Raw genomic sequence first — 22418 nt, 5'->3', positions numbered from 1 at the left:
ACACACCACCGGCGAAGACCGCACCCTGAGCCAGCTGCGCGCCGACTCCCTGACCGGCATCATCACCGGCCGCCTCCTACCCGCCGACCGCTTCACCCACACCGAGACCAGCACCGGCACGGCGACAGGTACGAGCACGGACCCGGCGACGAGCACGACGACGGGGACAGCGACGGGGACAGCGACGGGCCCGATGACGAGCACGGGCACGACGACTGGCACAACGCCTGGCACGACCACGACCACGGGCACGGGGTCGGGGTCGGTGACGAGGGCCGGCACGGGCACGGACGACTCGTGCGTCGGCGGCACCAACGGTGGGCGGTCCGGCAGCGCTGATGCGACCGACGCGACCGACGCGACCGACGCGACCGACGCGGCCGATGCGACCGACGCGGCCGACACAGCCGACACAGCCGACACAGCCGACACAGCCGACGCGGCCGACACAGCCGACACAGCCGACACAGCCGACACAGCCGACACAGCCGACGCGGCCGACACAGCCGACGCGGCCGACACAGCCGACGCGGCCGACGCGGCCGACGCGGCGGATGCGACCGGTGTGGTGGATGGGCCCGGTGCACCCGTGTGCACGTGCGGTGGCCGGGCGCCCGTCATCCAGCAGGTCGTACACGAGACGGTGCACGAGACGGTGCAGGTCGTGCGGATCACCCCGACCCGGCCCGTCGTACGCATCACGATCCCGGCCAGCGTGCTCCTCGGCCTGGACGACACACCCGGGAACCTGGACGGGTACGGACCCATCCCCGCCGACACCGCCCGCCTGATCGCCACCGACGCGACCTGGCAACGCCTGCTCACCGACCCCATCACCGGGGTACTGACCGACTACTCCACCACCACCTACCAACCCGGCAAGGTGCTCCGCGCCGCAGTCGAAGCAAGAGACGAGACCTGCACGTTCGGGTGGTGCGACACCCCCGCGAACCGGTGCGACCTGGACCACATCGAACCCTTCGACCACGACCACGACCCCACGGCACTTCCGCCTGGGACCGCGGGACAGACCCGCGCGCAGAACCTCCAAGCCCTGTGCCGCAAACACCACCTCCTCAAGACCCACGCTGGCTGGGGCGTCGTCCGTGACCCCGACACCGGGATCACGACCTGGACCACCCCTACCGGGCGGACCCACACTCGACCACCCACTGTCCTGGACACCCACATCGAGATCGACCAGATCGACCCCGACACCAGCCATGACCTCACCCTGCGAGCCCTCACCGGCCAACACCTACCCCGGCAATACGCCACCACCGAGCCAGGAACCATACCCACCAACCCGAACCAATCCACCGACCCCGACCCCGACCAGCCACCGTTCTAAGCGACACACCGTCCACGTAACTGGTCCGACCCCACCGGCGCCAGCGCCGACCCCGCCGGCGCCAGCGCCGACCCCGCCGACGCCAGCGCCGACCACGCCGACGCCCGGCGCCGCCGACCCCGCCGATGTCAGGGCCGACCTCGCCGACGCCAGCTCCTACCCCGCCGACGCCCACCCCGCCGACGCCCACCCCGCTCCGGCGACCCCACGTCTTGAGCGATCAAGTCCGAGGGCAGTCCAGCAGGACGCCGGTCAGCGGCCGAGCCACGGCTCCCGAGGCCGCATGCGTCCTCACTGTCAGTGGTCCGGCGTAGCGTCGGCCCCATGGACATCATCCTGATCCCCGGGTTCTGGCTGAACGGTTCGGCGTGGGACGGCGTCGTGCCTTCGCTGGAGGGGGCCGGGCACACCGTGCACGCGCTGACACTCCCCGGGCTCGAGTCGGTCGATGCGGACCGCTCCGGCATCCACCTGAGCGACCACGTCGCCGCCGTCGTGGCCGCGATCGACGCGGTGCCCGAGCCCGCCGAGGTGGTGCTCGTGGGCCACTCGGCCGGCGGCGGGCTCGCGTACGCGGCCTCGGGCCTACGCCCGGAGCGCGTGGCGCGCGTGCTCTACGTGGACAGCGGCCCCTTGGCGGAGGGCCAGGCGATCGATGCGAGCCTGGCGGCCGACGTCGTCGACCACCGGCTGCCGCCGTGGGAGAAGTTCGAGGACGAGGACCTCGTGGACCTCACCGACGAGCTGCGAGCCCAGTTCCGCGCGCGAGCGGTCCCGCAGCCGGGGGCGACGGTTCGCGAGGGCCACCACCACCCCGGCGTGGCGCAGCGTGGCATCCCGGGCACCGTGATCGCGTGCGAGTTCCCGGGCGCGATGATGCGGCAGCTCATGGAGCAGGACCACCCGTACGTAGCCGAGCTCAAGACCCTGGCCGACTACGAGATCGTCGACCTGCCCACGGGGCACTGGCCGATGTTCACCAAGCCGAAGGAACTGGCCGAGGTGATGATCGCGGCGGTCGCCCCGGCGCGCTGACCCGGCGCGCTGACCGGGCGCCGACGACCCGGCGGCCAGGCCGCTATCCGGCGTACCGGCGGCAGAACTCGCGCAGGGGTCCGGCGGGCACCACGTCGAGCAGCTCTCGGTAGCGGCCGGCCGCCTCGTCGGTGCGGCCGGTCCGTCGCGCCAGGTCGGCGAGGGTGAGGCTGGCGTCGCGGGCGGCATACGGCGGGCCGTCGGCGACCAGGTCCTCGAGCTCGCGCTCGACCGGGGCGAGGTCGCCGCCGTCGCGCATCGTGAGCCGGCCGAGCACCACCAGGCGGGCTACCCGCGTGGCCGGGGACGGCCAGGCGTCCAGCAGCGCGTCGTAGAGCTGCGCGAGCCGGGGCCAGTCCGTGTCCGCCGCGTCGCGGGCCGTGGCGTGCACGCCCGAGATCGCGGCTTCCAGCGCGAAGCGCCCGGGCCGCCCGGGCGGCTTGGTGCGGGCGAGCGCGGCCGCGGTGTCGTCCAGGCCGGCGTTCAGCAGGTGCCCGTCCCACACGGACCGGTCCACCTCGTCGAGGGGAAGCGCGACGCCGTCGCGCACTCGGCCGGGCCGTCTTGCCAGGCCGAGGCGGCACACCGCGCGCAGGCCGAGCACCTCGGGATCGTCCGGGTACTCCGCGACCAGGGCCTCGGCGAGCGTCGACGCGTCACGGGCGGGGTCCTGCGTGGCGTCGGCGGGCTGGAGCCCCTCCCGCTGTCCCACGGTGAACAGGCCCGCGACGCACGCGAGCACGACGGGCAGCCGCGCGGCCCGCGCTGCGCCGTCGGGCACCGCGAACTCGCCCCGGGCCCGGGCCAGCGCGGACTTGGCGCGGGTGAGCCGTGCGGCCGCGGTGGCCTCGGCGATGCCGAGGTGCCCCGCGATCTGCCGGATCGTGAGGCCGCAGACCACGCGCATCGCCAGGACCAGCTGGGCGCCGGGCGCGAGCGCGTCGTCGCAGGCGACGAAGAGCAGTGCGAGGCGGTCGTCCAGGTCGTCGCCCGGCGCGGTCGGCACGTCCACGTCGGCCACCTCCGGACGGGCGAGCTGGGGCTGGAGCCGGGCGAACACGTTCTGGTGGCGCACCGTGTCGAGCCAAGTGCGGCGGCCGACCCGGACGCACCAGCCGACGAGGTCGTCGATCGCGCCGTCGGGCTGCGCCGCGGCGCGGGCGAACGCCTCCGCGGCGTACTCCTCACCGCTGTCCAGGCTGCGCGTGGTCACGGCGAGCGACCGCACCACCTGGGGCCAGGCGGTGCGGAACGCCGCTGGGTCGATCGGCACTCAGAAACCTCGGCACTCAGGAGTCGAAGTGCAGGACCTTGCGCCACTCGACCACGTTGCCGCTGGGTACGAGCGCCGCGATCTTGCGTGCGGTCGCCTCGTCGCACTCGACCTCGTAGAAGCCGGTGATGACCTCGTTGGTGTCGGTGTAGGGGGCGTCGGTGTAGACCGGCTCGGCACCGTCCTTGCCGACGGCGACCCACCCGCCGTACTTGGCGTTCTGCAGCGCGTCGCCGCCGGTGAGCTTGGCGCCGAGGTCGGTGACGGCCTGCTGGAAGCGCCCATGGGCGGCCATGTCCTCGTCCTCGGAGCGGTCCTGCCCCCGAAGGTTCTCCGGGAGGTAGGCGTCGGAGTCCCAGTCGCCCTCGCGGATCAGGAAGACCCAGGTGTCAGTCATGTCGAGCTCCTCGTTCGTGGAATGTTGACACGCCTTGGACGGGCGAGCCGCGCCAGAATCGACAGCTCCCACGAAACTACTCTCGCCAGATCAGCCGATCACCGCGACCGGCGCCGCGATCGGGGTACCGGAGCCGTCGCGACGCTGGTCCACCTCGGGCAGCTCGACCGGCTGACCGCCGGCGCCGAGAGCGCGCGGGGGAGTGGCACCGACCCAGGCCAGGATGAGGCCGTCCTCGCCCTTCAGGAGCCGCTGCGACCGCACACCGCCGGTCGCGCGGCCCTTGCCGGGGTACAGCGCGAACGGCGTCACCTTGCCCGCGCCGGCCTCAACGCCCGGCAGCGAGTCGGCCGAGCCCGCGATGGTCACCACCGTTGCCTCGACCCCGGAGGGGACGGCGCCGAAGAACACCGCCCGCCGGTCCGCGCCGAGCTTGATGCCCGCCATGCCACCGGCGGACCGGCCCTGCGGCCGGACGGACGAGGCAGGGAAGTGCAGCAGCGAGGTGTCGTCGGCCACGAAGACCAGCTCGTCGTCGTCGGCCACGACCGCGGCACCCACCACGGTGTCGCCCTCCCGCAGGGCGATCACCGGCCACTCGTCGCCCTTGGCCGGGGCGTCCGACGGCGCGATGCGCTTGACGACGCCCTGTGCGGTCCCGAGGGCGACGGTCGGGGCGTCGGCGCCGAGCGCCGTCACCGCCTGCACGGTCTCGCCGTGCTCGAGCTCCACGAGCTCGCTGACCGGGATGCCGCCGGACAGCGACGGCGCGCCGTCGGTCGGCGGGAGCGAGGGCAGGTCCAGCACCGAGATGCGGAGCATCCGGCCCGCCGAGGTCACGAGGCCCACGTGTCCGCGGGTCGTCGCGGCGGTGTCGCCCCGCAGGGCGTCGTGCGCGGCGCGGTTGCCGTCGCGCGGCACCGGGACGTCGTCCGGCAGCCGGGCCAGCAGGCCCGTCGCGGACAGCACTACGCGGGTGGGCAGGTCCTTGATCTGCAGGTCGATGGGCTCGGCGCCCTTCTTGCGGCCGTTGGCGGGAGCGATCGCCACCGAGCCGACGGACCCGCCCGCGGCGTCGAGCAGCACGGTGCGGCGCGGCGTGCCGTAGGTGCGGGCGACCTCGCCCATCTCGGTGCTGACGAGGCGGCGCAGCAGCCTCTCGTCGTTGAGGAGCTCCTGGAGCTCCGCGATCTCGCGGCGCAGCTCCTCGGCCTCCTTCTCCAGCTCGATGCGGGAGAACCGGGTGAGCCGGCGCAGCTGCAGGTCGAGGATGTAGGACGCCTGCGGCTCGGACAGGTCGAAGATCTCGCGCAGGCGGTCGCGGGCGATGGCGGCGTCGTCGGACGACCGGATCACCTGGATGACCTCGTCGATGTCTACGATCGCGATGAGCAGGCCGTCCACCAGGTGCAGCCGCTCCAGGCGCTTGTCCAGGCGGTACTGCGAGCGGCGCCGGACCACCGAGATGCGGTGCTCCACCCAGACCCGCAGCATCTCGACCAGGCCGAGCGTGCGCGGCTGGCCGTCGACCAGCGCCACGTTGTTGATGCCGAACGAGTCCTCGAGCGGCGTGACGCGGTACAGCTGCTCCAGCACGGCGTCCGGGTCGAAGCCCGTCTTGACCTCGATGACCAGGCGCAGCCCGTGCGTGCGGTCGGTGAGGTCCTGCACGTTGTTGACGCCCTGGATGCGCTTGGCCTTGACGCCGTCGGCGATCTTCTCGATCACCTTCTCCGGCCCGACCAGGTAGGGCAGCTCGGTGACGACGATGCCCTTGCGGCGCGGGGTGACGTTCTCGATCCGCGCGGTGGCGCGGGTCCGGAAGCTGCCGCGGCCGGTGCGGTAGCCGTCGCGGACGCCCTCCAGCCCGACGATCTTGCCGCCCGTCGGCAGGTCCGGGCCGGGCACGAACCGCTGCAGGTCCTCGAGCGTGGCCTCGGGGTTCTTGATCAGGTGCTGCGCCGCCGAGACGACCTCGACGAGGTTGTGCGGCGCCATGTTCGTGGCCATGCCGACCGCGATGCCGGACGCGCCGTTGACCAGCAGGTTCGGGATCGCGGAGGGCAGCACCTCGGGCTGGGTGAGCTTGTTGTCGTAGTTCGGGACGAAGTCCACGACGTTCTCGTCGAGGCCCGTGGTCATCGCCATCGACGACGCCGCGAGGCGCGCCTCCGTGTACCGGGGGGCGGCGGGGCCGTCGTCGAGCGAGCCGAAGTTGCCGTGCCCGTCCACGAGCGGCAGCCGCAGCGAGAAGTCCTGCGCCAGGCGCACGAGCGCGTCGTAGATCGGGGCGTCACCGTGCGGGTGCAGCTTTCCCATGACCTCGCCCACCACGCGCGACGACTTCACGTGCGCGCGGTCGGGGCGCAGCCCCATGTCCGACATCATGTAGAGGATGCGGCGCTGCACCGGCTTGAGGCCGTCGCGCGCGTCCGGGAGGGCCCGCGAGTAGATGACGGAGTAGGCGTACTCGAGGAACGAGGCCTCCATCTCCGAGGCGACGTCGATGTCCACGACCTTCTCGTGGATCTCGCTCTCGTCGAGCGGCTGCGACGGCTTGCGCGCCATGGTTCGTGGGGCTCCTGAGTCTGGGGCTGACGGGACAGGCAAACGGTACCCCGCGCCGCCGACACTCCGGCGTCGCCTCGCTGGCACGGCGCTGACCTGGCCCGCGAGCATCCCGCGCGCATCCCGCGCGCATCCCGCGAGGTCACGGGCCGATGCATGTGCACTTTCCTCGTGTCACCTGGCACTATTCGGGTATGCCCGATATGCCGCTGGTCAGCAGGTCGACCACCACGCCGGGATGGCTGGTCCGGATCGGGCTCGCGTACGGCGTCGTCGGGCTCAGCGTGGTGCCCGTCCTGGTGCTCGGCGCTCTCGTGACCTGGTGGATGCAGTCCTGGCAGTGCGCCCAGCAGGAGTGGGGCTGCCTCGAGCAGGGCATCACCATGTGGGCCGGCCTGGCGGTGGTCGCCGCCGTGCTCCACGTGGTCATCGCGATGCGGGTCGGGCTCGGCGTGGTGCACGGCCTCGTGGTCGTCGCGGTCGCCGCGGTGTCGGCGAACGTCGCCCCGGCGCTCGGCGCGTGGCTCCTGCTCGCGGTGGGCCCGGCGGTCGCGGCCATCCTCACCGCCTCCGGCCCGAACCGCCGCCAGCGCCTGGTGCTCGTTGGCTTCGCCGTGATGCTGCTCGTGGGCATGGTGCTGGTGCGCTGAGTCCTGGGCGCCGAGTACTGGCCCGCCGCCCCGGTCGTTAGCCTTGGTCCCGTGGACCAGCCAGAACGGGCCGACCGACCGGTGGGCACGGTGCGCCTGCCGTACTCGACCGAGTACCCGGTCGAGTGGGAGGCCGACGTGGTGCTGCGCGACGGGTCCACCACCCACGTGCGCCCCATCCGGCCCGACGACGCCGACGCGCTCCAGCGCTTCCAGATGGCCCAGTCGGAGCGCTCCACTTACCTCAGGTTCTTCGCCGCGCTGCAGCGCATCCCGGACCGCCTGCTCACCCAGCTCGTCACGGTCGACCACGTGGGCCGGACGGCGCTGGTCGCGGTGCGGCCGGGGACCGACCACCCCGAGGACATCGTCGGCGTCGCCCGCTACGACGTGATCGACGACCATCCCGGGCGCCGCACCGCCGAGGTCGCGTTCAACATCGCGGACTCGCTCCAGGGCCAGGGCCTCGGCTCGGTCCTGCTGGAGCACATCGCCGCCGCGGCGCGCGAGCGGGGCGTGCACCGGTTCATCGCCGAGGTGCTGCCCCAGAACCGGGCGATGCTCGGCGTGTTCCGGGAGGCGGGCTACGCCGTCGAGCAGCACCTGGACGACGGCGTCGTTGCCGTCTCCGTTGACCTCGACCCCACCGACCGGTCCCGCGAGGTCATGGCCGACCGCGAGCACCGCACCGAGGCCCGCTCCATGCAGGGGCTGCTCTCGGCGAAGCGGGTGCTCCTGGTCGGCCCGGCGCACGGGGGCACCGTCGACGAGCTCCTCGCCGCGCGCATCCGGGACGCCCACGCGGCCGACCCCGGCGACACCGAGCTCCTGGTGCTCGGCGACGACGTGACCTGGGCGGACCTCGGCTCGGGTGGGTCCGCCGGCCCAGGTGGGTCGGCGGGCGGGTCCGGCACCCCGGACGGCATCGACCTAGCGGTCATCGCCGCCCCGCCGGACGAGGTGATAGACGCGGTCCGCCGCCTGCGCGGCACAGGCGCCCGCGGCGTCGTCGTGCTGTCGGCGGGCTGGGCGGAGGCGGGGCCCGACGGCGTCGCCCGCCGCCGCGAGCTGCTGCGCACCGCTCACACCGAGGGCATGCGGGTGGTCGGCCCGGCGAGCTACGGCCTGCTCACGAACGTCCCTGGCGCGCGGCTGCGCGCGAGCCTCGCCCTGACGGCCCCGCGGCCGGGGCGGGTCGGCCTGTTCAGCCAGAGCGCGCCCGCCGCCGTCACGACGGCCGCCACCGTGACGCGCCGCGGCCTGGGCCTGTCCACGCTGGTCTCGGCGGGACACCGGGCGGACGTGTCGGGCAACGACGTCATGCAGTACTGGCAGGACGACCCGCACACCGACGTCGTCTGCCTGTACCTCGAGACGCTCGGCAACCCCCGCAAGTTCTCGCGCATCGCCCGGCGCCTCGCGCTCGTCAAGCCCGTGGTCGTGGTCGTGGCGGGCCGCCACGGCAGCGTGGTGCCGCCCGGGCACACGGTGCGCGCCACGCGCGCGCCCCGGCGCATGCTCGACGAGGTGCTGCGGCAGTCCGGCGTGATCCGGGCGGAGAACACGCACCAGCTCATGGACGTCGCGCAGGTGCTGGCGCACCAGCCGCTCCCGGCGGGCGGCCGGGTAGGGATCCTCGCCAGCTCGCCGTCGCTGGCGGCGCTCGTGGCCGACGCCGTCGCCGCGGCCGGCCTGACCGTCGTCGGGCCGCCGGAGCCGCTGTCCGCGGGAGCGCCCGACGAGGAGATCGCCGCCGCCGTCGACGCCCTCTACGCGCCCGGCGCGTGCGACGCCGTCGTGGTGGTCTCCGTGCCCGTCGTGCTGCCGCGCACCGACGCGATAGCCCGCGCCGTGGCCGACGCCGCGGCCCGCACCGGCCGCACCACAGTGGTCAGCGCGGTCGGCCTGCACGGCATGCCCGACGAGCTCGCGTCCGGCGAGACCCGCATCCCCGCCTTCTCCACCCCCGAGGACGCCGTCTGGGCGCTCGGGGAGGTGGTGCGCTACGCGCAGTGGCGCACGCAGGACCACGGAACGCCGGTCCGCCCCGCCCTGCGGGAGGGCGTGTCCGACGGCGTCGCGCGCACCCAGGCGCGCCGGCTCGTCGAGTCGCTGCTCGGGGAGCAGGCCGGCGACGAGCGACCGGGCGACGGCGTCCTGCTGGACCAGGCCGCGGCCAGAGAGCTGCTGGCCTGCTACGGCCTGACCCTGTGGGGGTCCCGGAGCGTGCGCACCGCGGACGAGGCGGTGGCCGCCGCCGAGGAGCTGGGCTGGCCGGTCGCGCTCAAGATCGCCGCGCCGGCCCTGCGGCACCGGGCCGACCTGGGCGGCGTCCGGCTCGACATCGCCGACGCCGAGGACCTGCGGGAGGACGCCGAGCGGATGCTCGCCTCGGCGTCGTCCCTCCTGCCCGCGCCCGACCCGGTGCTGGAGGTGCAGGCGATGGCCCCCACCGGCGTGGCGTGCGTGGTGCGGTCGGTCGAGGACGAGCTGTTCGGGCCGGTGGTGTCGTTCGGGCTGGCGGGCGACGCCGTCGACCTGCTCGACGACGTGACCCACGGCGTGCCGCCGCTGACCGACGTCGACGTCGCGCGCATGGTGCGCGGCGTACGCGCCGCACCCCGGCTGTTCGGGTACCAGGGCGCGCCCGCCGCCGACGTCGAGGCGCTGGAGGACGTGCTGGCCCGCGTGTCGGTCATGGCGGAGGACCTGCCGGAGCTCGCGTCCCTCGAGCTGTACCCCGTCGCGGTCGCGGAGCAGGGCGCCTCGGTGCTGCACGCGACGATCCGGCTGCGGCCTGCGGAACGCCGGACGGACGCGCCGCGCAGGGCGCTGCCGGGCTAACGTCGAGCGCCCCTCTCGTGGGATGATTCCCCCTGTGCCCCATGCCCCTACCGATGCCCGTGATGACCTGACCGCCCACCTGCACCGGGCCGGCTACTACCCCGAGCTCGTCGCGGACGTGCTCGACGTTGCGCTCGCCGACGAGCAGGTGGTGGCCCACCTGGTCCAGGCCGAGACCACCTTCGACTCGGAGGTGCGCCGGCACCTCACGGTCCTGGTGCTGACGCCGACCCGCCTGGTCACCGCGCACGTGGACGACCACTCGGGGGAGGACCCGGCCCGGCCGGGCTCGGCGTCGGCCACCACTGAGGTGGTGCCGGTGCGCGAGATCCGGTCCGTTGCGCTCACGCACATCATCGCGGACCCGGAGCGGTACCCGCGACGCGCGGCGACGCGCGAGGTCACGCTCGCGGTGGGCTGGGGCGCGGTGTCCCGCGTCGACCTGGAGCCCGCCTCCTGCGTGGACCCGAACTGCACGGCGGACCACGGCCTGACCGGCCAGGTGACGCCCGACGACGTGGTGGTGCGGGTCTCCGGCGAGGCCGAGGGTGACGCCGCGGTCCGTGCCGCCGTCGACTTCGCCCGCGCCCTGTCGCGGGCCACGACTGCGTGACCGCACCGGACCTCCCCGACGGCCTGGTCGCGCCGTCCTACGACACCACCAGCCTGGCCGCGGTGCTGCCCGCCGCGGCGGGCGCCATGGGCCACGAGCTCAGCACGAGCACCGGCCTCACCGCGGCCGGCTGCCGCGCGGCCCTCGGCCTGCCCGACGCCGACCGCGTGGTCGTCGTCCTGGTGGACGGGCTCGGGATCCGCAACCTCGCCGAGCGCGGGGGACACGCGCCGTTCCTCCGCGGGCTCCTGCGGGAGCGGGGCGCGGACGCCGCCACGCTGACCTCCAGCTTTCCGTCCACCACGGCCGCTGGCCTGAGCATCCTCGGCACGGGCACGGCCCCCGGCCGCACGGGCATGCTCGGCTACACCCAGCGCAACCCGGCGACGGGCCGCCTGGCCGCCGTGGTGCAGTGGAAGGACCTCGGCGACCCCGCCGACGTGCAGCGCGAGCCCACCGTCTTCGAGGCGCTCGTCGCGGCAGGCGCGCGGGTCACGGCGCCCGGCCCGCGGAAGTTCGCCGGGTCCGGCATGACGCAGGCCGCGCTGCGCGGCCCGGCCTACGTCGCCGCCGAGACGTTCGAGCAGCGCGTGGACGCCACCGTCGCGGCGCTGCGGGCGCCGGGCGGCGGGCAGCGCCTGGTCTACCTGTACCAGGGCGACGTCGACAAGATCGGCCACGGCCACGGCTGGGACTCCTGGCAGTGGGGCGACGCGCTGGAGTCCACCGATCGCGAGCTGCAGCGCCTGCTGCGCAGCGTCCCGCGCGGCACGCTGGTGCTGGTCACGGCTGACCACGGTCAGATCAAGGCCGACCTGACGACGCAGTGGGACGTCGCCGCCGACCCCGCGCTGCGCCCCGGCGTGGCGATGGTCGGCGGGGAGCCGCGCGCCGCGCACGTCTACACCGAGCCGGGCACGGACCCGGCCGACGTCGCCCGGCGGTGGGCCGAGCGGCTGGGTGACCACGCCGTCGTCGTGCTGCGGGAGCGGGCAGTCGCGGACGGCTGGTTCGGGCCCGTCGCCGAGCACGTGCTGCCCTCGATCGGGGACGTGGTGGTGGCGATGACCGGGGCCGCCACCGTCGTCGACTCACGGGTGCACTCCGCGGCGGCCCGGGCCCTGCCCGGCGTGCACGGCTCCCTGACCCCGCACGAGATGCTCGTTCCGCTGCTGACCGCCGTCGCGTAAGGAGCCTCCCGTGGCCGAGCTCGTCTTCTTCTCCGGGACCATGGACTCCGGAAAGTCCACCCTCGCCCTCCAGACCGACCATAACTACCGCGCCCGCGGCCGCGAAGGGCTCATCTTCAGCCGCGGCGACCGGGCGGGCCCTGCCCGGGTGTCCAGCCGGCTGGGGCTCGAGGTGGCGGCCCTCGACGTGACGGACGGCACCGACTTCTGGGCCGAGATCAGCGGCCGGCGCGCGGGCGGCGAGGCCGTCGACTATCTCGTGTGCGACGAGGCGCAGTTCTACTCGCCCGCGCAGGTCGAGCAGCTCGCCCGCCTGGTCGACGAGATGGAGATCGACATCTTCGCGTTCGGCATCACCACCGACTTCCGCACCCGGCTCTTCCCCGGTTCGGCCCGCCTCATCGAGCTCGCCGACCGCATCGAGGTGCTCCAGGTGCAGTCGCTGTGCTGGTGCGGCGCGCGCGCCACACACAACGCGCGCACCGTCGACGGCGTCATGGTCACCGAGGGCGAGCAGGTGGTGATCGGCGACGTCGGCCTCGCGGAGGTCGCGTACGAGGTGCTGTGCCGCCGCCACCACATGCGCCGCATGACGGCGCTCACCGCGCGCCGCCGGTCGGCCGACGAGTCCCTCTGGGGCTAGACCTCCGGACGCGAGCCGAACACGATCTCGTCCCAGCTCGGCACCTGCGCGCGCGACTTGCGGCCGCGCTTCGCCGCGGGCCGCTTGGCGGCCGCCGCCTCGGCCGGCGCCTTCTCCGGTTCCGGCTTCGGCTCGGCCTTCGGGGCGGGCTCGGGCTCCGGTTCCGGCTTCTGCCCCTTGTCCGCCGCCGGGGCCGACGCCGACCCCGGGGCCGGGATCTCCCACTGGCTCGGCGCCTCCCACTCCAGGTCGGCGGGGGAGTCCGGCACCTTTACCGATGGCATCTTCGGGCGCGACCCGTTACGCCGCGCACCGATGTCGACGACGGCGGCGGGCTCGGCGGGACGGTCCTCGGGCTCCGGCTCCTTGGCGGGCTCCGGCCAGGGAGGGCGCTCGTCGGCCCCGTCCAGCTCGTCGAGCTCCATCAGGTCCGGCAGCTCGGCGTCCGGCGTCGTGCGGCGCGAGGGCCGCTGGCCGCGCCGCTCGGACAGGTTGTCGAGCAGCAGGTCGGTGTCGTCGGGCTCGGGCGGTGCGGGCCGGGACGAGCGCTGGTTGCTCCGCTGCGACGGCAGGGCGGACACCCCGGCGAGGGTGGGGCCGCCGTCGTCCTCCGGGAGGCCGAGCCAGCGGGCCTCGTCGTCGAGCGCCGTCACGAAGCCGCCGCGCGGCTCGAGGGACCAGCGGGCGATGCGGGGCCGCTCGGCGGCCGTGAACTCGACCTGCACTATCCACGGGTGGCTGCCCTGCCGGGTGGCGGTCCACGTGGCGTCGTCGGGCCGCACGCCGCGCGAGCGCAGCCGCTCGTCGGCGACGTCGCCGAGGGTGGTGGCGCCGTCGTCGTCCGTCAGGACGGCCTTGGCGCGCACCCGCGAGACCGCGTGCTCCCGCTCGGAGATGACGGGGTACTCGAAGCGCCGCACGTGCTCGATCGGCAGGCCCGACGCCTCGGCGAGGGCCTCGCACGTCTCGCCAGCCCGCAGGCGCTCCTGGATCTCGCGGGGGCGTAGCGCCGACGCCTCCTGGGCGCGGATCGACTCCATCCGGGGGCGGTCGCCACGGATGGCGGCACGCAGGGCATCGGTGATGGGCAGGGTGCTCTGGGCGCCGTCGCGCGCAGCAAGGACGAGTCGTTCACCGTCCTCGTGCAGCCGTACCAGCTCCAGCTCGTCCATGCCAGTCCTCCCGGGGTAGTCCTGTGGGCCGAGCCTGCCACCGCGCGGCGGCAGCATGGCGCAGGCGCGTCGGTGTGCCGCCGGATCGTAGCCCGTGGGCGGTTGCGGCAGGATGGGCGCGTGATCTCACCCGCAACGCCCGAGCTGCCCGACGGCGTCACCGTCACCGCCCTCCGCGATCTCGCCGTCCGCCTGGCCACGGCCGCCGGCGCACTGGTGCGTGAGGGCAGACCGGAGCGGGTGGTGGTCGCCGCCACCAAGTCGAGCGAGGTGGACCCCGTGACGGTCATGGACCGCGCCTCGGAGGACCTGCTGCGCGAGATGATCGCCGCCGAGCGCCCCGACGACGCGATCCTCGGCGAGGAGGGTGACGACGTACCCGGCACCAGCGGCCTGACCTGGGTCCTGGACCCGATCGACGGCACCGTGAACTACCTGTACGGCGTCGCGTCCTGGGCCGTGTCCGTGGCTGTGGTGGCCGGCCCGCCGGACCCCGCCTCGTGGACCGTGGTGGCCGGGTGCGTGCACAGCATCGCCGACGGGCGCACCTGGTCGGCCGGGCTCGGCGAGGGCGCCACCCGGGACGGCGTGCCGGTCCGCGTGGGTGCCCCCGCGTCCCTCGGCACCTCCCTGGTGGGCACTGGCTTCGGGTACGACGCCGGCCGCCGCGCCGAGCAGGCCCAGGTGCTGACCCAGGTGCTGCCCAGGATCCGGGACATCCGGCGGCTCGGCTCCGCGGCGATCGACCTGTGCCTGCTCGCGGACGGCTCGCTCGACCTGTACTACGAGCGGGGCCTCAACCCGTGGGACATGGCGGCGGGCGCGATAGTGGCCACCGAGGCGGGCGCCGTGGTGACCGGTCTGCGCGGCGCGCCGGCCGGCAACGCCATGACGGTCGCTGGCCCGCCCGACCTCGTCGCGCAGCTCGCCGAGATCCTCGAGGCGGCGGGCGCCGACGGCGCGAGCTCCCCCGGACACGGGTGATCTTTTTCTGACACGCCGTGGGGGGAGTCATCTCCGCCCATCCCGGTCCAAGGCCGATCAACGGGGTGTCGTTGCAGGTCAGAGCATAGGTGACGGGGGTTACACGGGCAGATGTAGCGCGCCTGACAGAAATGGTGCACAATCCGTGGGCCGACTCGGGAACAAAACCGGGGCCGTGTGCATTATCTGCGCGTACACCCGCAACGGACGCCGTTCGACGGCGCTTGCGGTGACCCGGCCGGGGCGGCGTCGAACCCCCGGACCTCCCGAAACCTTCCGGCGCGACCACCTACCCGACGGAGAACACCACATGGCAACTGACTACGACGCCCCGCGTAAGAACGATGAGGATGTCGAGCAGGACTCGATCCAGGAGCTGCAGGCACGTCGTTCTGACAAGTCCTCGGGCGTTGTGGACGAGGACGAGACAGAAGCGGCCGAGGGCTTCGAGCTCCCGGGTGCTGACCTGTCCGGCGAGGAGCTCGCAGTACGTGTGCTGCCGCGACAGGCGGACGAGTTCACGTGTTCGAGCTGCTTCCTGGTGCACCACCGCAGCCAGCTGGCCTACGAGAAGGCCGGCCAGATGATCTGCACGGAGTGCGCCGCCTGATCCACCAGGCCTTCGGCACCGACGACACGACCGGGCTGTCATGCAAGTGCGTGGCAGCCTTCGTCGTGTCCCAGCCCGTCAGGTCTCAGCCCGTCAGGGCCTGCACCAGCAGCTCTGGCCGGCGCGTGGAGACGAGCCAGTAGGGGGTGGGGTCGGCCGGGTCGTCGAGCGCGACCCGCACCCCGGTCCTGGCCCAGGCGCGCAGGCACACGTACGCGCGCGCATCGAGGCCCGGGCCCAGCTCGTGCCGCATGGCGGCGACGTCGAGCGGCTCCGCGGCGCCGAGCAGCGCGACCGGGATCCGGGCGCTCCCGGCGCGCAGGACGCCGTCGGACACCTCCACGACGGGGGAGGTCGCCGCCAGAGCGACAGCCGATCCCACGCACACCAGCAGCCCGACGGCGACCGCCGTCGCCGCGTGCACCGGCCACAGCGCGATCGCCGCGATGGCGCCCAGACCGACCGTGCCGAGCCAGCCACCGGGACCAGGCAGGAGACGCTCGTGGAAGGTGAGGGTGGTCGCCGTCATGGGGACATCATCCCAGCCGTGAGCACCGCCCGAGCGCACTCCCCGGCACTCTTGCGGCGGCATGCGCCGAGGTGGCGTACTCTTCCGGCGTGCCCACCCCTGTGCCGACCGACGACGGGAGCACGGTCGACGTGCTCATCCGCCTCCTCGACGACGTTCCCGTCCCCTCCTACGCGCATCCCGGCGACGCCGGTGCCGACCTGGTGACCACGGTCGACCTCGAGATCCCGCCGCAGGGCCGGGTGACGGTGCCCACGGGAGTGTCGATAGCGCTGCCGGACGGCTACGCGGCGTTCGTGCACCCGCGGTCGGGCCTGGCCGCGAAGCACGGCGTCACCATCGTGAACGCGCCCGGCACGGTGGACGCCGGCTACCGCGGCGAGATCAAGGTCACGCTGCTCAACACCGACGTCACCGAGGCCGTGAAGCTGGTCCGTGGCGACCGCGTGGCGCAGCTCGTGATCCAGAAGGTCGAGCGGGCGCGGTTCCTGACCGCCGAGACGCTCCCCGGATCGCACCGGGGCGACGGCGGCTTCGGTTCCAGCGGCGGTTTCGCCGGGCGCTGAGCGCCTCGCACGAAGGCTGTCCCGACTACCGTCCCAACTCCGCCCCGGACGGGTCTAGGCTGTAAGTAACGAGCGGATAACGCTGCCCTGCGAAGCAATCGCGGGCGGACGAACAACGAAGGAGCGTGGCTGTGGGTCTGTTCAGCCGACGAGGCACGGCCAATGAGCCCGCCTCGGTGGAGTGGGCGTCGGTGAAGGCCGAGCAGCAGAAGCGGCCGCACGGACCCTTCGACCGGTCGCAGGTGGACGAGATGGGCCCCCGGGTCGACCTCGGAGCGATCTGGCTGCCGGTGATGCCGGGCCTCGAGCTCCGCATGGAGATCGACAAGAAGACGCAGAAGGTGACCGGGGTGACGGCCGCGCTGGAGGGGTCGAACCTCCAGATCCAGGCCTTCGCCGCGCCGCGCACCGAGGGCATCTGGGACGAGATCCGGCACGAGATCGCGCAGTCGGTGAGCGGGCAGGGCGGGATCGTGGACGACGTGCCCGGCGTGTTCGGCCGCGAGCTGCTGGTCCGCATGCCCGTGACCGGCCCGGACGGGCAGTCCGGCCAGCGGCCCGCGCGGTTCGTCGGCGTCGACGGCCCGCGCTGGTTCATCCGTGGCGTGCTGGCGGGCAAGGCGGCGCTGGACGCCGAGTCGGCCAAGCCGCTGGAGTCCGTGTTCGCGAACATCGTCGTGGTGCGGGACCAGAGCCCGCGCCCGCCGCGCGACCTGCTGCCCCTGGCGCTGCCGAAGTCGGCGCGCAAGGACGGCGCTCAGCAGGCCTCGGCCGCGGACGGCCCGGCGGACGCCGTACCGCAGATGTCGGACTTCAACCCGCTGCGCCGCGGTCCCGAGATCACCCAGATCGGCTGACGAGGTGAACCACTGATGTCGCTGCGCTCGGCTCTCGCGTCCCGCATCGCGGCGACGCTGGCCTCCAACGAGCAGGTCGAGGACACCGAGGAACGCGCCGACGCCTCCCGCAACGTGGGCTGCTCGGCCGTCACGTCCCTGCCGGACCGCACCCGCGGCAAGGTCGCCGGCGTGCTGCGCTCGGTGGTGCTGCGCCCGCGCGAGGGTGTGCCCACCATGGAGGCGGAGCTCTTCGACGGCTCCGGCGCCCTGGACCTCGTGTGGCTCGGGCGGCGGACCATCGACGGCATCGAGCCGGGCCGCCGGATCCGCGTCGAGGGCATGGTGTGCGACGTCGACGGGCGTCGCACCATGTTCAACCCGCGCTACGAGCTGCGGCCGCGGCCGGGTGAATGACCCCCTCCGAGCACGGCACAATGGGCCCCATGAGCGAACCAGCACGTCCTGACGTGCCCCCGCAGTCCGCAGACACCCCCGCGCGCGGCATGCGTGCCCTCGCCGGCGAGGAGTTCTCCGCAGCTCAGGCCGTCGGCGGTGTGCGCGGCCTGGTGGAGGCGGTGCTACCCGGTCTGGTCTTCGTTGTCGCCTTCGTGATCTTCACGGACCTGACGATCCCGCTCATCGCGTCGGTGGTGGCCGCCCTGGTGCTCGTCGTGGCGCGTCTGGTGCAGCGCACGCCCGTCACGCAGGCGCTGGGCGGCCTGCTCGGCATCGCCATCGGCGTGGTGTGGGCGTGGACGTCGGGCGAGGCCGAGAACTACTACGCGGGCGGCCTGCTGCTCAACGCCGGGTACCTCGTGGTGCTGCTCGTCACGATCTTGGTGCGCCGTCCCGCCGTCGGCTACGTCGTCGAGGCGCTGCGCGCCGGCCTGACGCCCGACGCCGTGAAGGCCGAGGCCAACCGTGCCGACGGCGAGCCCTCGGTGCTCGCCGCGCTGACCGCCTGGCGGGACGACCCGGCGAAGATGCGGACCTACACGATCGCCACCTGGCTCTGGGTGGGGTTGTTCGCCCTGCGCCTCGCCGTGAAGACGCCGCTCTACTTCGCGGGCGACATAGCGTGGCTGGGCACCTTCCACCTCCTGCTGGGCGTGCCGCTCTGGGCGCTCGTGCTGTACCTGACCTGGTATGTCGTGCGGCGGCCGAAGGTCCAGGCGCAGGCCGGCTAGCCCTTCGGGACCAGCAGCTTCTGGAGCGCGTCCGTGTCGGCGTCCGCGCCGGCGACGAGCAGCAGCTCGTCGCCGGCCTCCAGGGTGTCGTCCGGGCTGGGCACCAGCGGGCGGCCGTCGCGCACGATGGTCGCGAGCGTGACCTCCGCCGGCCACACCACCTGGCCCACGCGGGTACCCGCGACCCGGGAGTCGGCGGGCAGCGTGAGCTCCAGGATGTCCGCGCCCGAGTGGCTGAAGCTGAAGATCTTCACGAGGTCGCCGACGGCGACGGCCTCCTCGACCATCGCGGTCATGATGCGCGGCGTCGAGACCGCGACGTCCACGCCCCAGGACTGGTCGAACATCCACTCGTTCTTCGGGTTGTTCACGCGCGCGACGGTGCGCGGCACCCCGAACTCCGTCTTGCCCAGCAGGGAGAAGACCAGGTTCACCTTGTCGTCGCCGGTGGCGCCGACGACGACGTCGGCCTGCTCCAGCTCGGAGGCCTCCAGCGCGGGGAGCTCGCAGGCGTCCGCGAGCACCCACTCCGCCTCGGGGACCTGCGAGACCCGCATGGCCGAGGCGTTCTTGTCGATCAGGGTGACCTCGTGGTCGTGGCTCAGCAGCTCCCGGGCGATCGAGCGGCCCACGGAGCCGGCCCCGGCGATGACTACGCGCATCAGTCCTCCTCGGCGGGTGGGGCGGCGGTGAGGATCCGCTCGACGTCGGCGGCGCTGTCGGCCGTCATGAGGAGGTGCAGCACGTCGTTCTCCTGGAGCACGATGTCGGGTGTGGGCAGGACCGCCGTCGTGTACCGGATGACGAACGCGACGCGCGCGCCCGTCGCGGCCTCGAGGCTGAGCACCGGCCGGCCCACCCAGCGCCGGTGGTAGTCGATCTGCGCCAGCCGGACCGTGCCCGACGGGTCGCGGTACTCGTCGGTGGAGCCCAGCGGCAGCATGCGGCGCAGCACCTGGTCCGCCGTCCAGCGCACGGTGGCGACCGTGGGGATGCCGAGGCGCTGGTAGATCTCGGCGCGGTGCGGGTCGTAGATGCGGGCGACGACGTTGTCCACGCCGTACGTCTCGCGCACCACCCTGGCGGACAGGATGTTGGAGTTGTCGCCGTCGGACACCGCGGCGAACGCGTACGCGTCCTCGATCCCCGCCTGGACCAGGGTGTCGCGGTCGAAGCCCACGCCGGTCACCTTCTTGCCGGAAAAGTCCGCGGGCAGGCGCCGGAACGCGTCCGGGTTCTGGTCGATGACGGCCACGGAGTGCCCGCGGCCCTCGATCTCCTGGGCGAGGCTGGAGCCCACACGGCCGCAGCCCATGATCACGAAGTGCACGGACGGAACGCTACCGCGCCGGATGGCCGGTGCGCTGCAGGGCATCCGCGGGCATAGGGTTTCCAACGTGTCGGACATCGTCGATGCGGCCAAACGACTCCTGGTCGGCCGCCCCATGCGCAGCGAGAGCCTGGGGCACACGCTGCTGCCCAAACGGATCGCCCTACCGGTCTTCGCCTCGGACGCCCTGTCGTCCGTGGCGTACGCGCCGGACGAGATCCTCCTGACTCTCTCGATCGCCGGTATAGCGGCCATGGCATTTTCGCCATGGGTCGGCCTCGTGGTGGTCGTGGTGCTGCTCATCGTGGTCGCGTCCTACCGCCAGAACGTGCACGCCTACCCGTCCGGCGGCGGCGACTACGAGGTCGCCACCACCAACCTGGGTCCGTCGGCGGGCATCGGCGTGGCGTCGGCGCTGCTCGTCGACTACGTGCTCACCGTGGCGGTGTCCATCTCGTCGGCGGCCCAGTACGCGTCCGCGGCCATCCCTGGGCTGCGCGGGCACGAGGTGGTCGCTGCGGTGATCGCCGTGGCGCTGCTCACCCTGGTCAACCTGCGCGGCGTCAAGGAGTCGGGCACCGCGTTCGCGATCCCGACGTACTGCTACATGGCGATCGTCGGGGCCCTGGTGGTCACCGGCGCGTTCCGCTTCTTCTCGGGAACCCTGCCGGAGGCCCAGAGCGCGGAGTTCGAGCTCTCCGCCGAGGCCGCGTTCGACCAGGGCCTCGTCGGCCTCGGGGGCGCGTTCCTGCTGGCCCGGGCGTTCGCGTCCGGCTGCGCCGCCCTGACCGGCGTCGAGGCCATCAGCAACGGGGTCCCCGCGTTCCGCAAGCCCAAGTCGCGCAACGCCGCGACCACGCTGCTGCTGCTCGGCACCATCTCCTCGACGATGATCATCTCGATCCTGCTGCTGGCGCAGGCCACGGGCGTCCGGTTCGCCGAGAACCCGCACGAGCAGCTCACGGTGGACGGGCAGCCGGTCTCCGACGACTACGTCCAGATCCCCGTGATCGGCCAGCTCGCCGAGGCCGTGTTCTCCGGCTTCCCGCCGGCCTTCTACGCGGTGTCCGCAGTGACGGGCCTCATCCTGGTGCTCGCCGCGAACACGGCGTTCAACGGGTTCCCCGTGCTGGGCTCGATCCTCGCGCGCGACGGCTACCTGCCGCGCCAGCTGCACACCCGCGGCGACCGGCTCGCGTTCTCGAACGGCATCGTCGCCCTCGCGGTCGCCGCGATCGTCCTGATCATCGCCTTCGACGCCCAGTCCACGCGCCTCATCCAGCTCTACATCGTGGGCGTGTTCGTGTCGTTCACGCTGTCCCAGCTCGGCATGCTGCGGCACTGGACGCGCGAGCTGCGCACCGAGCCCAACCCCGCGGTGCGCGGCCGCATGAAGCGCTCGCGGATGGTCAACGGCGTCGGGTTCGGGCTCACGGGCACCGTCCTGATCATCGTGCTGCTCACCAAGTTCACCCATGGTGCCTGGATCACGATCCTGGCCATGGGTGTGCTGTTCGTCCTCATGCGCGGGGTGCGCAAGCACTACGACCGGGTACGCGACGAGCTCGCGCTCGACGACGTCTCCGCCGCCCGCGCGCTGCCGAGCCGCGTGCACGCCGTCGTCCTGGTCTCCAAGGTGCACAAGCCGACCATGCGGGCCGTGGCCTACGCGCGGGCCGCGCGGCCCAACGTGCTCGAGGCCGTCACCGTGGGCGTGGACCGCGAGGACATCGAGCGGCTCACCGCCGAGTGGGAGGCCCTCGACCTGCCCGTGCCCCTGCGCATCCTCGACTCCCCGTTCCGCGAGATCACGCGGCCCGTGCTCAAGTACGTACGGTCCGTGCACCGCGAGTCGCCGCGCGACCTCGTGATCGTCTACATCCCGGAGTACGTGGTCGGCCACTGGTGGGAGCAGCTGCTGCACAACCAATCGGCACTGCGCCTCAAGGGCAGCCTGCTGTTCACGCCCGGCGTGGTGGTGGCGTCCGTGCCGTGGCAGCTCGCCTCGTCGCGGGGCCAGACCGGCCTCGAGGGGGACACCTTCCTGCGCGGCCGGCGGATGTAGGGCAACGCTCAGCATGGTCCCTGGCGACCGCTACGATCGCGCAATGACGACACCTCAACAGGGCCCTCAACAACAGGCGGCAATGCCGCTACACCCCCAGGTGTCGCAGAACCAGCATGCCCAGTACCTGCCAGTGCCGCCGACAGGCGCGGTGTCCTACGCACTTGGCTTCCTGGCTTTCATCGGCATCCCGTTCCTCTCGCTCCTGGTCGCGGGGATCGTCATGGCCGCCGTGTATCCGTCCGCGAAGAGGAAAGGCGGGCTCGCCGCGGAGAACGCGCGTCGTGCCGCCAACTGGGGAATCACAGCGTTCCTGATCGCCACCATCACCCTGGTCACACACTTCGTTCTTCTCTTCACCGCGACGGGCACGTCGCTCGGTGACGGCTTCTATCCGGTCGGCATCCCGATCACGATCTTCGCCGCGACGTTCGTCGTCCACCTGGTCGTGATCATCTGCGGTCTCGTCAAGGCGAACCGCCGCGAGGTGCTCCGCAACCCGCTCGCCATCCCCTTCATCCGGAGTGCACAGCCGACACAGAACGCTGCCTGAGCGGGTCGCCGGGCCAGGC

Annotated in this window: 22 protein-coding genes; 15 read left to right on the top strand and 7 right to left on the bottom strand. The window is 73.1% G+C overall.

Going from position 1 to position 22418, the window contains the following annotated elements; all coding sequences use genetic code 11:
• Together C8K30_RS31335 and C8K30_RS20090 are read left to right on the top strand one after the other, a co-directional pair.
• The coding region (locus C8K30_RS31335; protein WP_233257295.1) for an HNH endonuclease signature motif containing protein at window positions 1–1351 on the top strand (1351 nt) is incomplete at its 5' end.
• Between the two features lie 324 nt (window positions 1352–1675).
• Window positions 1676–2386, top strand: coding sequence for an alpha/beta fold hydrolase (locus C8K30_RS20090; protein ID WP_108494667.1), 711 nt, complete (start codon window positions 1676–1678; stop codon window positions 2384–2386).
• 43 nt (window positions 2387–2429) lie between these two features.
• On the opposite strand, the gene C8K30_RS20085 is transcribed toward C8K30_RS20090, so the two are convergent.
• From C8K30_RS20085 to C8K30_RS20075, 3 genes are all read right to left on the bottom strand, one after another.
• On the bottom strand, window positions 2430–3659 hold the full coding sequence (locus tag C8K30_RS20085; protein WP_108494666.1) for a DUF6596 domain-containing protein: 1230 nt from the start codon (window positions 3657–3659) through the stop codon (window positions 2430–2432).
• 16 nt (window positions 3660–3675) lie between these two features.
• Window positions 3676–4056, bottom strand: coding sequence for a YciI family protein (locus C8K30_RS20080; protein ID WP_108494665.1), 381 nt, complete (start codon window positions 4054–4056; stop codon window positions 3676–3678).
• Window positions 4057–4146: 90 nt separating this feature from the next.
• The gene (locus C8K30_RS20075) at window positions 4147–6624 is read right to left on the bottom strand and encodes a DNA topoisomerase (ATP-hydrolyzing) subunit A (protein ID WP_108494664.1); all 2478 of its coding nucleotides are present in this window, start codon (window positions 6622–6624) and stop codon (window positions 4147–4149) included.
• Window positions 6625–6818: 194 nt separating this feature from the next.
• Here C8K30_RS20075 and C8K30_RS20070 point away from each other — a divergent pair, with 194 nt between their 5' ends.
• Genes C8K30_RS20070 through C8K30_RS20050 form a run of 5 tightly spaced genes read left to right on the top strand, consistent with a single transcriptional unit; the run spans window position 6819 to window position 12564 of the window.
• Entirely contained in the window at window positions 6819–7274 is a 456-nt protein-coding gene (locus tag C8K30_RS20070) for a hypothetical protein (RefSeq protein ID WP_146197538.1), read from the top strand.
• Window positions 7275–7325: 51 nt separating this feature from the next.
• Window positions 7326–10118, top strand: a complete 2793-nt coding sequence (locus C8K30_RS20065; protein ID WP_369940561.1) for a GNAT family N-acetyltransferase — start codon at window positions 7326–7328, stop codon at window positions 10116–10118.
• Between the two features lie 34 nt (window positions 10119–10152).
• Window positions 10153–10731 (top strand): DUF5998 family protein, encoded by a 579-nt coding sequence (locus C8K30_RS20060; protein WP_108494661.1) that lies wholly within the window; start codon window positions 10153–10155, stop codon window positions 10729–10731.
• A complete protein-coding gene (locus tag C8K30_RS20055) occupies window positions 10728–11921 on the top strand; it encodes an alkaline phosphatase family protein (RefSeq protein ID WP_108494660.1) in 1194 nt (397 codons plus the stop codon). Before C8K30_RS20060 ends, C8K30_RS20055 begins: the two co-directional genes overlap by 4 nt.
• Before the next feature lie 10 nt (window positions 11922–11931).
• A complete protein-coding gene (locus tag C8K30_RS20050) occupies window positions 11932–12564 on the top strand; it encodes a thymidine kinase (RefSeq protein WP_108494659.1) in 633 nt (210 codons plus the stop codon).
• Here the strand turns inward: C8K30_RS20050 and sepH are convergent.
• Entirely contained in the window at window positions 12561–13736 is a 1176-nt protein-coding gene (gene sepH, locus C8K30_RS20045; protein ID WP_158281069.1) for a septation protein SepH, read from the bottom strand. The genes C8K30_RS20050 and sepH overlap by 4 nt on opposite strands.
• A gap of 120 nt (window positions 13737–13856) precedes the next feature.
• Here sepH and C8K30_RS20040 point away from each other — a divergent pair, with 120 nt between their 5' ends.
• Window positions 13857–14720: an inositol monophosphatase family protein gene (locus tag C8K30_RS20040; RefSeq protein ID WP_108494657.1), complete on the top strand. Its 864-nt coding sequence runs from the start codon at window positions 13857–13859 to the stop codon at window positions 14718–14720.
• Window positions 14721–15030: 310 nt separating this feature from the next.
• The gene (locus tag C8K30_RS20035) at window positions 15031–15330 is read left to right on the top strand and encodes a DUF4193 domain-containing protein (RefSeq protein ID WP_020014531.1); all 300 of its coding nucleotides are present in this window, start codon (window positions 15031–15033) and stop codon (window positions 15328–15330) included.
• Window positions 15331–15415: 85 nt separating this feature from the next.
• Here C8K30_RS20035 and C8K30_RS20030 read toward each other — a convergent pair whose 3' ends face one another.
• On the bottom strand, window positions 15416–15859 hold the full coding sequence (locus C8K30_RS20030; RefSeq protein ID WP_108494656.1) for a DUF3093 domain-containing protein: 444 nt from the start codon (window positions 15857–15859) through the stop codon (window positions 15416–15418).
• Between the two features lie 89 nt (window positions 15860–15948).
• Between C8K30_RS20030 and dut the strand changes: the two genes are divergently transcribed.
• The 4 genes from dut (at window position 15949) to C8K30_RS20010 (ending at window position 18451) form a co-directional block, all read left to right on the top strand.
• Entirely contained in the window at window positions 15949–16425 is a 477-nt protein-coding gene (gene dut, locus C8K30_RS20025; RefSeq protein ID WP_165919536.1) for a dUTP diphosphatase, read from the top strand.
• Window positions 16426–16556: 131 nt separating this feature from the next.
• Window positions 16557–17282 carry a DUF3710 domain-containing protein gene (locus C8K30_RS20020; protein ID WP_108494655.1) on the top strand — a complete coding sequence of 242 codons (726 nt, stop codon included), beginning with the start codon at window positions 16557–16559 and terminating at the stop codon, window positions 17280–17282.
• A gap of 15 nt (window positions 17283–17297) precedes the next feature.
• Entirely contained in the window at window positions 17298–17678 is a 381-nt protein-coding gene (locus C8K30_RS20015; protein ID WP_108494654.1) for an OB-fold nucleic acid binding domain-containing protein, read from the top strand.
• A gap of 29 nt (window positions 17679–17707) precedes the next feature.
• Window positions 17708–18451, top strand: coding sequence for a DUF3159 domain-containing protein (locus tag C8K30_RS20010; RefSeq protein WP_233257294.1), 744 nt, complete (start codon window positions 17708–17710; stop codon window positions 18449–18451).
• On the opposite strand, the gene C8K30_RS20005 is transcribed toward C8K30_RS20010, so the two are convergent.
• Together C8K30_RS20005 and C8K30_RS20000 are read right to left on the bottom strand one after the other, a co-directional pair.
• Window positions 18448–19113, bottom strand: a complete 666-nt coding sequence (locus tag C8K30_RS20005; RefSeq protein WP_108494652.1) for a TrkA family potassium uptake protein — start codon at window positions 19111–19113, stop codon at window positions 18448–18450. The genes C8K30_RS20010 and C8K30_RS20005 overlap by 4 nt on opposite strands.
• Window positions 19113–19766, bottom strand: coding sequence for a TrkA family potassium uptake protein (locus C8K30_RS20000; protein WP_108494705.1), 654 nt, complete (start codon window positions 19764–19766; stop codon window positions 19113–19115). The genes C8K30_RS20005 and C8K30_RS20000 overlap by 1 nt, the downstream gene beginning before the upstream one ends.
• Before the next feature lie 82 nt (window positions 19767–19848).
• Here C8K30_RS20000 and C8K30_RS19995 point away from each other — a divergent pair, with 82 nt between their 5' ends.
• A complete protein-coding gene (locus C8K30_RS19995; RefSeq protein WP_108494704.1) occupies window positions 19849–21846 on the top strand; it encodes an APC family permease in 1998 nt (665 codons plus the stop codon).
• A gap of 13 nt (window positions 21847–21859) precedes the next feature.
• Window positions 21860–22399 carry a DUF4870 domain-containing protein gene (locus C8K30_RS19990; protein WP_108494651.1) on the top strand — a complete coding sequence of 180 codons (540 nt, stop codon included), beginning with the start codon at window positions 21860–21862 and terminating at the stop codon, window positions 22397–22399.
• The last annotated feature ends 19 nt before the right edge of the window (window positions 22400–22418 follow it).

The organism is Promicromonospora sp. AC04, assembly GCF_003058225.1.
Classification (GTDB): domain Bacteria; phylum Actinomycetota; class Actinomycetes; order Actinomycetales; family Cellulomonadaceae; genus Promicromonospora.
The sequence above is the reverse complement of the archived record's forward strand: the minus strand, read 5'-3'. Positions and strand labels throughout refer to the sequence as shown.

Bases quoted from the DNA above. Each gene is read 5' to 3' on its own strand.
- C8K30_RS20030 (WP_108494656.1), bottom strand. From the start codon at position 15,859: ATGACGGCGACCACCCTCACCTTCCACGAGCGTCTCCTGCCTGGTCCC.
- C8K30_RS20080 (WP_108494665.1), bottom strand. From the start codon at position 4,056: ATGACTGACACCTGGGTCTTCCTGATCCGCGAGGGCGACTGGGACTCC.
- C8K30_RS20000 (WP_108494705.1), bottom strand. From the start codon at position 19,766: ATGGGCTGCGGCCGTGTGGGCTCCAGCCTCGCCCAGGAGATCGAGGGC.
- C8K30_RS20070 (WP_146197538.1), top strand. From the start codon at position 6,819: ATGCCCGATATGCCGCTGGTCAGCAGGTCGACCACCACGCCGGGATGG.
- C8K30_RS20090 (WP_108494667.1), top strand. From the start codon at position 1,676: ATGGACATCATCCTGATCCCCGGGTTCTGGCTGAACGGTTCGGCGTGG.
- C8K30_RS20075 (WP_108494664.1), bottom strand. From the start codon at position 6,624: ATGGCGCGCAAGCCGTCGCAGCCGCTCGACGAGAGCGAGATCCACGAG.
- C8K30_RS20010 (WP_233257294.1), top strand. From the start codon at position 17,708: ATGAGCGAACCAGCACGTCCTGACGTGCCCCCGCAGTCCGCAGACACC.
- C8K30_RS20035 (WP_020014531.1), top strand. From the start codon at position 15,031: ATGGCAACTGACTACGACGCCCCGCGTAAGAACGATGAGGATGTCGAG.
- C8K30_RS20005 (WP_108494652.1), bottom strand. From the start codon at position 19,113: ATGCGCGTAGTCATCGCCGGGGCCGGCTCCGTGGGCCGCTCGATCGCC.
- sepH (WP_158281069.1), bottom strand. From the start codon at position 13,736: ATGGACGAGCTGGAGCTGGTACGGCTGCACGAGGACGGTGAACGACTC.
- C8K30_RS20015 (WP_108494654.1), top strand. From the start codon at position 17,298: ATGTCGCTGCGCTCGGCTCTCGCGTCCCGCATCGCGGCGACGCTGGCC.
- C8K30_RS19990 (WP_108494651.1), top strand. From the start codon at position 21,860: ATGGTCCCTGGCGACCGCTACGATCGCGCAATGACGACACCTCAACAG.